Here is an 11,094-nt window from a genome sequence, read left to right on the forward strand (position 1 = left end):
CAGGTGCCCACCTGACGGACGGGAGGCTCCTCCCGCGGCCCCGCCACGTCCCTCCCGGACGCAGCGGGGCCGTCGCGCGTCCGTGGACGGGTGGGTCAGACGGCGATGCGGCCGCCGTCGACGGGCAGGACCGCGCCGTGCACGAAGGACGCCGCGTCGGCCGCGAGGAACGCGATCGCCTCGGCGACCTCCTGCGCGGAGCCCGCGCGACCCGCCGGACCGGCCGCGGCCAACTGGTCGAGTGCCTCACCCATGGCCGCGGTGCCCTCGGTACGGGTCGGTCCAGGGCTGACCGCGTTCACGCGGACGCCGGAGGGACCGAACTCGGCCGCCCACGACTTCGTCAACAGGACCAGCGCCGCCTTGGTCGAGCCGTACAGGCCCATGCCGGCGGCGCCGAACTCGGCGACCATCGTGGTCACGTTGACGATCGCACCCGTGCCACGCTCGGCCATGCCCGGCGCGAGCGCTGCGACGAGGAAGTACGGCGCCTTGACGTTGAGGTCGTAGACCTCGTCGAACCCCTCGGGCGTGGTGTCGGCGGTCGGGCCGAACGGGAAGATGCCCGCGCTGTTCACGAGCACGTCGACCCGACCGTCACCGATGCGCAGCGCCGCAGCGGCGAGGGCCCTGGCGCTCTCCGCGTCGCCGAGCTCGGCGCGCACGAAGTCTGCGGCACCGCCGGCCGCGCGGATGCCGCGGACGACCTCCTCGCCGCGCTCGGCGCTGCGGCCGGACACGACGACGTGCACGCCGCGCGAGGCGAGGAGCTCGGCGGTCGCGCGGCCGATGCCGCTGGTGGAACCGGTGATGAGGGCGGTGGTGCTCATGGGACAGTCCTAACTGCACAGATCTGTTTGGTTTGTGGTGCTGGTAACTGTACAGATCGGTGCAGTAAAGTCAAACCATGGCCGAGCCCACCAAGACACGCCGCCGTCCCGCGTACGAACGCGCCGTCGCGACCGCCGACCGGCTGTTCTACGAGCAGGGCATCCACGCCGTCGGGGTCGACCAGGTCGCGGCAACAGCGGACATCTCGAAGGCGAGCCTCTACACGCACTTCCGCACGAAGGACGACCTCGTGCTCGGCTACCTGCGCGGCCGGAGCACCGCCTGGCAGGACCACGTCGCGACCGAGCTCCCGCAGCGCGGGGCGACACCGCACGAGCGGATCGTCGCCGTGTTCGCGCTGCTCGGCGAGTGGTTCGACGAGCCCGGTTACCGCGGGTGCCCGTTCATCAACGTCGAGGCCGAGTACGGCGCCGGACACCCCACGCACGAGGTGACGCTCGAACATCGCGACTGGGTGCGCGGACTGTTCAGCGGCCTCCTGGCAGAAGCCGGCTCCGCGGACGTCGACGGCACCGCGCTCCAGCTCTGCCTGCTCTACGACGGCGCCATGGCCAGTGCGCAGGCCGACCCGTCCCGACCGTGGGCCCGGGCGGCAGCGGCAGCCGCACGGGCACTGCTCGGACCGGCGCTGTAGCCGGTCCGCAGGGAGGGGCGCGGCCCGACCTCGTGGTCACCGGGCACGGTCGGGCGCCGGCCTGCTGAACAGGTTGACGACGTTGCCGTCGGGGTCACGGACCAGCGCGGAGCGGTTGCCCCAGGGCATCGTGGTCGGCTCGAGGACGACGTCCTCCGGTCCGAGCCGGAGCTCCGCGAAGGCGCCGTCGACGTCGGCGACCGCGAACTCGATGAACACCGACCGGTTCGTGGCGGGCGCCAGGGCCCCGCCGAGCATCGCGACGGTGGCGGTACCGGCGATCGCGAGGGTCGCGCCGGGTCCGGTGAACTGCGCGAAGACGGGCGCGGGGCGTTCGGCGCGCTGGCCGGTGACCCGCTCGTAGAAGGCGACGAGGCGGTCGAGGTCGTCGGTGACGATGCGGATGGATGCGAACGACAAGGGGTTCCTCCGGTGGTGATGGTGCTGCTGTGGTCGGCGCCCAGCTTCACCGGAGGTCGCGACACCGTCCTGTCGGTGTTCGCGGGATCCCGTCGGTGTTCGCGCGATCCCGTCGTGCGGTCGCGGCCGCGGTCAGTCGACGACCGGGCGCAGCCGCCCGTACGCGATGCCCAGGTCCTCGGTCCGGAGCACGCGCCGCGGTGGTCGTTCGTCGGTGACCTCGATCGCCACCATCCGGTCGGCGCGGAACGCACGGACGCCGTCACGCAGTCGGCACCACGCGACCAGGTACCACTGACCGTCCTTCTCGATCGATCCCAGCGGTTCGACGTCCCGGATCGAGACCGCGCCGTCCGCCGCCCGGTACCGCAGGCGCACCACCCGGTCCGCACCCAGCGCCTCCGCGAAGGCGACCGGCGTGACGGGGTCCTCGTCGGCCTCCAGGAAGAGCACCCGGGACGCAGTGGCACCGGCGCGAGCCGCGTCGCGGTCCGGCATGACCGCGAGCACCTTGCGTGCCGCGGTCCGGGCGGCCTGCCGGAACGGGCTGTTGCCGAGGGCGCCGAGGCCGATCAGCACCGCGAGGGCCTCGTCCGGCGTGAAGCCGGCGGGGCCGAGCGTCGCCGATGCGTCGATGACGTACCCGCCGGTGCGGCCGGGCTCGGCCCAGATCGGCAGACCCGACTGCTGCAGCGCCGCCAGGTCCCGCTCGACGGTCCGCACGGACACCTCGAACCGCTCCGCGAGACGGCGTGCGCTCCGCGGACGGGGCGCGGCCGCCCGGAGCTCCTCGACGATGCCGTAGAGGCGGTCGGTGCGGTTCACGGACCCATCATCCGGCAGGGCGGACCGGTCCGCGGACGTCGGGTCCCCGAGCGCCCTTCGGTGCGACGGTGCTCACACGTTCGCGAGCCGACCAGGCGGGAGTCGAGCCAGCACGCCCCCCGGGCAGCGCCCCCTGCGCGACGCAGCATCTCGATCCGGCGTTCGGAGCGGCGCGAGCGGATGCTTCTCGTTGACTCAGACGACCGTCAGGCCGTCAGACCGCTGTTACCTTCAGCCCATGAGTACCGGGCATGGCAATGCACCGCTTCGCTTGACTCCGGCGGTACGGATCGCAGCGGTGCTCGCCGCCGCGTACGGCTTCTCGCTCGTCGCGCTGGCAATCGTGCTCGCCACGGATCAGGCCCTCCATCGAGGAAACGTCGGCCACCTCCACAGCCTCGCTGCGTCTCGCGGGGTCGTGTACTTCATCGTTGCGTGTATCGCCGGCGCTGCTCTGCTGATGACGGGCAGCGTCCGAGCATGGCGCGGCGCGAGGGGGCTTCCAGCGCTCATCCCCCTCGGACTCATCGTTGCCATCGGTTGTATCGGCGAGCCGATCGACATCTTGACCGGTCAGAGCTTGAGCTCCGACATCACCGGTGTGGCGATCATCTGCGCCGCCGCCCTCCCGGCAGTACTCCTGATCCTGCCCCGAAAGGACACTGCGTAGCGATCGGCTGATGAAACGGCGGCCGTCTGGCCGTCAGCCGATGCCGAGCAGCGGTCTCGCTGACCGATGGCTCATCGGAGTCCGCCGTTGATGACCTCCGACATCGCCCGCAGCGAAGTGAGGCCTACGGACCCGGCCCGGCTCGAACGGGCAGCCACCCTCGCCATGCTGCGGGCAGGACGCATCCATACCGGGTAGATGCGCCTCGGGCGGGTTCCCGTGGATGCTACCGCCCCCTCAGCGACCGGTCATTGTCTCGATGGACGGTCGTCCACGGGGTCTTCTTTGACGGTGTCGTCCTCGTTTGTCTCGAGAAGGGTGGCTTTCGCTCCGGCATCCTGAATGTACGACGCTCGGCGCAACATCAGCCCGAAGGAGAGAACCACCGCGAAGAAGGTGCCTCCAGCGATTGCTGTACTGACGTGGTCCTCGAGGGACCACGGGGCGAAGAACGAGAGCACGGTCAAGGTGAGCACAACCGCTGCGATTGCGAGGTTGACTTTCGCCATGATCTTACCGACTCGGGCCCGCTTCTCGTAGGTGTCCACCCAAGCTCGGTACGGCACACCGAGCGGGCCGATCGATTCGTCGGGCATGGCGGACGTGTCAAGGTCCACCGTGACGCTCATGAAGCTGATCCAGTTCCACCAACGGCGCGGCGGAACAGCGAGAGCCTCCGCCTCGGCGAGAACGTGGTTCTCGACGGCTTGGTACGCGGCACTGCCGGGGACGAGGAGCTTCAGTGTCTCCGCGCCGTTTCTGATCGCCTGGACCCGTGAACGGGGCCCCCGATCCTGCGCACTGACCCAGAACCCCTTGACGAGGTTGACCAGGATGGTTGCGATGCCCGCCGAGGTGACAGCGGCGAGCACCGGAATCCAGGTCGGAACCGGGTCGGCGGCCTTCTGAGCCGCGAGCAGGATGGTCGCCGAGATCATGCGGTCAGCCTAGGGAACGAAGAGCCTCGCGACAGAGATCGGCCACGGGGTCTTGTTTCCTCAGGGCACGGCTGCGCCGCTCCATCCCTTCGCAGTGCGACGGGCGGCCGATTACCGGTCATGAACTGACACCGCGGGTCAGCTGACCTTCTTCGCGATCGTCGCAAGGTGATCCCGGATCTTCCGCAGACTCTCGTCAATCGTCTTCATCCGCCCCTTCATCGACGTGGAGCTCACGCTGTACGTTGTCAGGGTTACCGTCTCAATGGTTAGGTCGAAGGAATCGCGGATCCGTAACCAGCCGAGCCCTTTGTATGACACGTCGACCCGGACCTCATCCGGGGTCGGCTCCCTATTCGTCAGTTCTGCGCCTGAGCCGGCTTCACCAGCCCACCAGGTGTTCGACAGGAGCTGCCCGGGATTGAGTACAGGGACGGCCCGCTGATACCGCTGCACCAAGTACGGCGCGACCAGTCCACTGGTCTCAGCCGGCAAGGTGATCGGGGGTGTGAAGCTGACCCGCACCTCACGCGCGGGAGTCGCGCCGAGGTTGGAAACCACGAAGTCGATGGACGAATCGCTCTCTGGTGCCGGCCGGAACTCTGCCGTCACCATCGGCTGGGACCGCGCCTTACTGTCCGACGCAGCAGAAATCAACGCCAAGATCGCCACAAGCGCTGCCACGACACCTGCTACCGCGCCGATCGCTGACCCGTATTCGTTGATCCAGTCCCACACCAGCTTCACCCCTGATCGTCGTTCTCGGATCGTACCGGCGACACAGATGAACGGGCCTAAAGAGCCGTCTCGATAGCCGGTCCACCAGTGGGTCACGGCTCGCCTGCGGGAGCTTCGGACCCCTACGGACCCACTCCGGTGCGAACCCTGTCTCACACAGGTGGTCCGCGAACCATCTCAGTTCACGCACCCCGTACGGACGCCTCTTGACGCACCAGCGCTGAGCTGGACGTTCGTCGACGTGGCTGCTCCGTGCTGCCGAACGACGTGCCCACATCCGTACTCCAGACACGTTGTCCGGCAGTCGGACAAGTCAGCTGGCGGACGACAACAACTGTCGACTGCCAGCCAACTTGTCCGATATCGATCTTGGCTGACATGAAAGGCGCCATGACGGTCCAGAGCTACTGCCAAATTACGTGTCCGTTCTGGACGTGAACCTCAGAGACGGCAGGACCAATTGGAACTGAAGACGTTCGGCTCGCTTCGGCCCGAGTGCCGTCCATCTCAGAGGGAGACGACAGGTCGGTGCTCGCTACCCGCAAGGACGACGTCCCGGAATATGGACTCTGGGAGTTGACTAGCTGCTGCGAGTCGGTCGACCCCGAATCCAGCCTCTTCGAGCATCGCCACCGCACGTCCGACCGCGACCGGCTGCTCGCGCGGACCCAGGGGCCCTCGCTCGGGTAGTCCCTCCGCGGAAAGACGCTTATTCGCGCGCAAGTATGTTGCATCGGACCAGAGCCCTAGGCGATGGGCACGGAAGATCAAAGCGCGGAGACTGATTTTCCATTTTCGTTTCGCCGCAAGTAGCGCTTCCCAATCCGCCTTTTCCGGGAGATCCGGGAGCAGATCGTTGTCTGGCGCTAGAAACTGGGACGCGAACGTGTGTGCCTGGTCCTCAACGATCTTCGAGCCGGGCTCGACGTCCGGGTGCATGACAAGGTGCCCGAGCTCGTGAGCCGCGTCGAATCGACTGCGAGCCTTGTCGTCCTTGAAGGGCGAGAGCAGGACGAGTGGCCGGCGTCCGATGTCGGTTGAGAACGCGTCCACCTCGCGAACGTCGCTTTCCGGTGGCATTGTCAGCACTACGACGCCGGCCGCTTCGAGGGTACGAATCATGTGCGCGATCGGTCCCCGGGGAACTCCCAGAGCAGCACGCGTCGACGCTGCGATGCTGGCAATTTGGTCGACCGTCACCGCACTATCGACGAGGTGCGTTGGTACACGAAGTTCTGGAAAATCGACGTAGTCCTCGAGAACGTTGACCACAGCAGCGCCGAGCTCAGCAAACGCTAATGCTCGTTCACGAGATATTGCAGGGGTTGAGCGGAGGGAACGGAAGTGAGCGGCTTCCGTTGGAATCCGCGGGATCTCCGCACCACGCTGGAAGAAGGCAATGGGCAGTCCGAGGTTCAAAGCGAGTTGCGCAGCAACAGCGGTCGTTGGCCGGCTCTGGTTCCGCTCAAATTGAGTGATAGCCGCCGCAGACACGTCCGCGCTTCCCGCGAGGCTTGTTCGAGTGAGCCGGCGGAGTCGTCGCGCCAAGGACAGACGACCACCGTCGAAATCCTGCATTACCCCGCCAGCACGGCGGGCTCGGGCACGTCGGAGCGCGTCCGACTCAGCGCCCATTGTTGCCCTCTCGGATGTTCTTCTTCAGACGGATGTGGAGCTTCGGCTCTTCGCCGACGTTCGGCCCGAGGGGAACGTCAGGGCGGGCGTCAACGCTGTCGCCCGCGGCTTCGTCACGCCAAAGGGGCTCGGCCGCAACCACGTGGTCGGACCGCAACGTCGGGATCGCGAGCCATCCTGCAGTAAGCGGCGTTTCACTGAGGAGCCCGTTCCAAACGAGGAAGAACTCGTTCAACGACCCGGATGCCCCAAGGCCAGAAGCGGGGAACAGTGCCTCATGCCCGTGCTCCTGATGAGGGGCTCGGTAAACATTGTCGTTACGAGACGCTGATTCGCGGCGAACGTTGCTCTCCCATTCGAGGTCTGTTGACCAGTCCGGGTGCAGACCACTGGTGGAGGGTGCTTTCACCAAGCGGATCGTCACCTCCCCGAACGAGCAGAACACAACGCCGCTGCGACGCCCGACCGTCAGGCCGGCGTCGAGGAGCACGTCGTCCCGCCGAGAACGGTAGAGCCGCTTGCCAAGGTTCTCAGAGCACTGCATGCCAAGCGACCGAGCCGTGTCGCCAAGTGCATCGTCGTAGCGAGCGACGTTCGTCGTCCACATCGACGCGACCAGATCGTGGAAGAACGCCAGAGCGCCCGCTTGCTGCAGCCGCTCGGCGACAGCCGCCGCACGAGTGGCGGCCTCAGTGTCGAACGTCATCGTCTCCCCTTCAAGCAGAATCATGCCGAGGGGCTACCCCTCCTCAAGTAGGATACGCACGAGCCCGTCGGAAAATCAAGTAGCACGCCAAGATCGGCTCCGCTCACTTCCGTGAGCCCCAGACGACGCGCTCTTGAGTGCTCTCTCTCATCCCGGCATGGACTAGGCCATGCGTACCCTTCGTCTCCCTTGGCTGAGCGTCGAGTATCGCTGCGCTGAACTTCCAGCGGACTCGCTCCGAGCGTTGAGGACGCGCCACTCGCTGATGAACGGTACGTCTGAACATCGTTGTTCTCCTCCGCGAAGGCGCGTCACCCGCCGCGACCGCTGATTATCAGTGCCAGTCGATGAGGTGATTGCCGAGCGCTCCGCGGTAGACGCGGGCGCCGTGCCAGCCGTAGGGCACCAGCACGGTCACGTCCTGGTCGGTTTTGTTTTCGTTTCGCCGAGTCATTCGCATGACCGGAAGGTACGGCTGCCACGGAACCTCGCGTAGATGCGGGTTCCAGTCGATGGGGAAGATCGGCCGGTCGGACGGGATTGGGTGCCTGCGGAGGGCCCAGCGGACGTGCTGCGGCGTGCGGTGCACTGCTGCGGCGAGGGCTCTGACGGTTGTGACGCCGGAAGTGACGTGATCGTGGAGCACCGAGACGTCGATGTCGTCAATCTCGGGGCCGAGGTTGACCCCTTCTCGTCCAGCCCATCGCTGGGGCTCCCAGACAGCGGCTGATGATGTGCCGTTGCCTTGGTCGTACGCGTTCACGGCATCGATCGCGACCGCAAGCCAGGCCTCTAAGTACGCGTCGAGGGCTGCCTGCAGCTGAGCCGTCATGCGGATCTGAAAGTCCGTGTACTCAGCGGCATCTCGTCCGTTCGCGACGATCGCCCAATGAGCGGGGAGAGCGCTGATCGGTTGTGCTGTGGCTCGAAGGTAGAGGTATCGGCGTGCGTTGAGGAGCCGTCGGGGGCCGCCGGTAAAGGTGCTGACGCTGGCGCAGATCATGTCCCAGTGCGTCGGCTTGAGGAGTTGCCACCACGGCAGGTGTTGGCGCCGGGTCGCGTAGTTGATGTGCGGTGTGGACGCTGCGAGGTAGCGGGCGAGTTCGCCGAGTTGACGCAGGATCGCGGTGGTCTGCGCGGGTGCCCCGAGCATGGTCGGCCTGAGTCTTCTTCCGATGCCGGCGATCACCTCCGGTTCGGGTGCGTCCCGGTGGGTGCCGGCGAGAGCAGCGGTAAGTCCTAAGGCGAGTGATCGTTGGAGCGTTTCGGGATCGGCGCCGCCGGCCACGCTCAACGGTACCGCCCAATTCGTCCAGAGCAGTGGTGGGATGTGGTCCGCGGTCCACTCTGGGGTCCGGAGGGAGTCGCGGGGCATCAGGAAGTCGACGTAGGCCGCGACGGCTGGTTCATCGAACTCTGCTCGCACTGCGCTACCAGTCACGAGACGTTGCATCGCGGGGAGGTCCTGATCGACGGCGCGGAGGACGCGGCCTCGGAATCGCGGTCCGACGCCCGGCCAGTAGCCGAGGAGGGTCGCGGCGCTCCCGGGACCGCGTGCGCTCTGCCCCCGCTCGGAGGGCCGCGCGAACGTGAGCCGCCGGATGATGTGCCGGACCTTCTCCTCCGGGTCGAACATGAGTGCGAAGGCGGCGGCCATGAGCGCCCCCATCGCCAACGCGTTTTTCGGAGGCGCGGTTCCGATACGTGCCGTCTCGTCGAAGAGACCGTGCAGCTGGGAGGGGTCGAGCGTGGCGAGCTCGGCGATGAGAGGGACGTCGTTCGCGGCGAGGAGTGCGATGCCGACGCCGCGCAGCGTGGGGAAGAGGTGCTGTGCGTCTGGGATGAATACGTCCAGCGTGTCCCGGTCACGTCTCCAGGCGGCTGAGATCGCGGCCTGTGCGCGGACGATGGGAGCGCTTTCGTCGAAGGGTGCCTCGTCCCAGGTGATCCGCAAGTCGTGACCACACCTGCCAGCGCCGGCGATGCGTGCACGGCAGCAAGAGGGGTCGACGGGGTGAGCTTCCATGAGCGCAGGATCTGGGATGCCTTGCCCGCAGGCAGGGCATGCGTCGTGCAGTGGCACGAGGTGCGTTTCGCAGAGGAACGACCACCACAAACGCCAATGGGCGAGGAAGACGGCTGGCCGCTCGGTGAGGCACTGTGGGCAGTATCGGGTCCCGGAACCTCGGGTCCAGTTCTTCGCATGCGCGGGGAGACCGTCGTCGCCAGGCGCGAGCGCGTCGTTGACAAAGGACCGCATCATCCCGTCCAGAAGTTCGCTCGTGTCGCAGCCGACGGCGGTTGCGATGGACTGCGCGATCTCGTTCGGAAGGATCATGTCAAGGCGTCGACGATCTTCGGATCGAAGTGCACCGAGCCCGCACCATCGACTGATCGCTGCCGGGGGCTCGCCGACGTAGGCGGCGATCCGCAGCAACAGGCTCGGCAGGTGCTCTCCGGGCACGACGGTCGTCCGAAAGCCGAAGGGGACCGCGTCGTCCGGGTCGGAGGCACCCGCTCTTGGCGGCGACGCCTTCATCTCAGCGCCAGCGCTGCCGGAACGAGAACCGGCCGGCGTCCCACAGTTGCAGGCGTTGCGCGCGGCCGTCCTGGGCGCGTTTCTCCACAGCGACCAGGTCGAGAATCTTCCGGGTGATGCGCTGGTCAGCGGTCGCAGCCGCGACGTTGATGGCGCCGGATACGAGTGTCGACACGTGGCTCATGTATCCGAGGGTCGACACCCAGAGGTATTCCTCGAATTCGCTGCTGAGTACTGCTTCTCCTGGCTCGTGTCCTCTGAGCCGGATCCGTTGCTCGATGCGTTGCAGGAGCTTCCTCCATTCGGTGATCTCGCCCTTGGTGCTGCGTCGGTACGGCTCGAGCTCGATGAGCATCCAGCGCGCTTCAGACTGGACCCGTGCTGCTTCTCGAGCGCCGCTGCGCTGTGCGGCGAGCTGCTGTCGCATGTCATGGCCGGTGAGGACGACTCGGACGCCCATGTTCTGCAGTGATTTGAAGCCGTCGTGGACGTACTTGCCTATTTGCCCGTCGAAGTTGATGAATTGGATCTCATCGACGAATACCCACCGGATTCGGTGACGTTCGACTGCGCGGCCGAATGCCGCGCGAGCGTCCTTGTCGAACGGCGCGCCAACCTGTTGGCAGAGCAACGCGAACAGCTGCTGCTCCGCCTGCTTTTTCGGCAGGTCCACGATGACGACGTCCCTGCGGGGTGCGGTGAACAAGCCGTCGTCGTAGAGCGGTGCGCTGATGCCGATCCGAGCTTCCCAAGCCGCTTGGCACATCGTCTCCGCCGCGATGCGACGCATCAGCTTGGTTTTGCCAGTTCCGGGCGGCCCAGTGATGAGTGTGATCGGGATCAGGTCGGCGGTGCGGCGGGGCCGCGGGCTACGGACGGTCCGGTACTGCATTTCGGCCTCCGCTGTCTGGAGCGTGCGTGAGTAGGGCCACGAGTGGTGCCAGTCTTCGAGTGCGATGCCGTAGCGCCGCCGCTCGTCGGGCCCGGCATCGAGTTGGGGTCGGCCGGGATCGGGAACATCTGCGCCGGTGACACCGCGGACAAACGCTTGATCCTGCGCCGTCATGAGCGCCCAGCTTTGCTCGGGGTGTGGATCTGCGCCGAAGAGTCGCCGGACCGTGGGCGGGAGGCCCAGTT

11 protein-coding genes and 1 pseudogene are annotated in these 11,094 nt (G+C 66.8%); 2 read left to right on the plus strand and 10 right to left on the minus strand.

All coding sequences use genetic code 11. The features are described from left to right. Positions 1–95: 95 nt before the first annotated feature. Positions 96–830 carry an SDR family NAD(P)-dependent oxidoreductase gene (locus M3666_RS14910; protein ID WP_251155631.1) on the minus strand — a complete coding sequence of 245 codons (735 nt, stop codon included), beginning with the start codon at positions 828–830 and terminating at the stop codon, positions 96–98. A gap of 77 nt (positions 831–907) precedes the next feature. On the opposite strand from M3666_RS14910, the gene M3666_RS14915 reads away from it, so the two are divergent. Beyond that, positions 908–1,486 (plus strand): TetR/AcrR family transcriptional regulator, encoded by a 579-nt coding sequence (locus tag M3666_RS14915; RefSeq protein ID WP_251155632.1) that lies wholly within the window; start codon positions 908–910, stop codon positions 1,484–1,486. A gap of 36 nt (positions 1,487–1,522) precedes the next feature. Here the strand turns inward: M3666_RS14915 and M3666_RS14920 are convergent, their stop codons facing one another. Then, positions 1,523–1,906: a VOC family protein gene (locus tag M3666_RS14920; protein WP_251155633.1), complete on the minus strand. Its 384-nt coding sequence runs from the start codon at positions 1,904–1,906 to the stop codon at positions 1,523–1,525. A 132-nt stretch (positions 1,907–2,038) separates the two neighbouring features. Continuing rightward, positions 2,039–2,731 (minus strand): YafY family protein, encoded by a 693-nt coding sequence (locus M3666_RS14925; RefSeq protein WP_251155634.1) that lies wholly within the window; start codon positions 2,729–2,731, stop codon positions 2,039–2,041. A 238-nt stretch (positions 2,732–2,969) separates the two neighbouring features. Here M3666_RS14925 and M3666_RS14930 point away from each other — a divergent pair, with 238 nt between their 5' ends. Then, positions 2,970–3,401 (plus strand): hypothetical protein, encoded by a 432-nt coding sequence (locus tag M3666_RS14930; protein WP_144411402.1) that lies wholly within the window; start codon positions 2,970–2,972, stop codon positions 3,399–3,401. 248 nt (positions 3,402–3,649) lie between these two features. Here the strand turns inward: M3666_RS14930 and M3666_RS14935 are convergent, their stop codons facing one another. From M3666_RS14935 to M3666_RS14960, 7 genes and pseudogenes are all read right to left on the minus strand, one after another. After that, positions 3,650–4,339 carry a hypothetical protein gene (locus M3666_RS14935; RefSeq protein WP_251155635.1) on the minus strand — a complete coding sequence of 230 codons (690 nt, stop codon included), beginning with the start codon at positions 4,337–4,339 and terminating at the stop codon, positions 3,650–3,652. 138 nt (positions 4,340–4,477) lie between these two features. Beyond that, positions 4,478–5,086 (minus strand): hypothetical protein, encoded by a 609-nt coding sequence (locus tag M3666_RS14940; protein ID WP_251155636.1) that lies wholly within the window; start codon positions 5,084–5,086, stop codon positions 4,478–4,480. Positions 5,087–5,584: 498 nt separating this feature from the next. Next, positions 5,585–6,199: an ImmA/IrrE family metallo-endopeptidase gene (locus tag M3666_RS14945; protein ID WP_251155637.1), complete on the minus strand. Its 615-nt coding sequence runs from the start codon at positions 6,197–6,199 to the stop codon at positions 5,585–5,587. Positions 6,200–6,478: 279 nt separating this feature from the next. Further along, a pseudogene (locus tag M3666_RS17255) lies at positions 6,479–6,712 on the minus strand (helix-turn-helix domain-containing protein); the annotation flags it as partial. After that, on the minus strand, positions 6,702–7,442 hold the full coding sequence (locus tag M3666_RS14950) for a hypothetical protein (protein ID WP_251155638.1): 741 nt from the start codon (positions 7,440–7,442) through the stop codon (positions 6,702–6,704). The gene M3666_RS14950 and the pseudogene M3666_RS17255, both read right to left, overlap by 11 nt. 310 nt (positions 7,443–7,752) lie before the next feature. Further along, positions 7,753–9,882: a TniQ family protein gene (locus tag M3666_RS14955; protein WP_175326776.1), complete on the minus strand. Its 2,130-nt coding sequence runs from the start codon at positions 9,880–9,882 to the stop codon at positions 7,753–7,755. 76 nt (positions 9,883–9,958) lie between these two features. Next, a complete protein-coding gene (locus tag M3666_RS14960; RefSeq protein WP_251155639.1) occupies positions 9,959–11,023 on the minus strand; it encodes an ATP-binding protein in 1,065 nt (354 codons plus the stop codon). Between the last annotated feature and the right edge of the window lie 71 nt (positions 11,024–11,094).

Source organism: Curtobacterium sp. ODYSSEY 48 V2, from assembly GCF_023712625.1.
In the GTDB taxonomy this organism is placed as follows: domain Bacteria; phylum Actinomycetota; class Actinomycetes; order Actinomycetales; family Microbacteriaceae; genus Curtobacterium.